Origin of the sequence: Rhodobium orientis (assembly GCF_003258835.1) — a bacterium.
Taxonomy (GTDB): domain Bacteria; phylum Pseudomonadota; class Alphaproteobacteria; order Rhizobiales; family Rhodobiaceae; genus Rhodobium; species Rhodobium orientis.
Window position 1 is genome coordinate 1 of record NZ_NPEV01000159.1, and the last position, 275, is coordinate 275.

Annotated in this window: 1 protein-coding gene; it reads right to left on the minus strand. The window is 41.5% G+C overall.

The genetic code is table 11. The annotated features are described in order from the left end of the window. Positions 1-44 precede the first annotated feature (44 nt). Positions 45-275 (minus strand): hypothetical protein (locus CH339_RS25645; RefSeq protein WP_210207402.1); only part of this gene is annotated, 231 nt, incomplete at its 5' end.

A 275-nucleotide genomic window follows, 5' to 3' on the forward strand; every position in this document is an offset into this window, starting at 1 on the left:
ATTCACCGGGTTCCTTCTGATTTCCATCAAAGCGGAAATCACGTTCATATTCGGACGGTATGGAATTTCAAACTCTTCCTGGTAAGGATTAGAATCCGATGTATCCTGACGAGTGATGATAAACTTGATTGTCTTATTTTCACTAATGATTTCGCCACCTTTTTCTTCGAGTAATCCCGTTTACGCGGTGCGATTAATGAAACATCGACATCCTCATAATGGAATTTCGGGGCTTCAAAATCGCCTGCATGTTTCGCCATTGTTGTTTTCAGCCA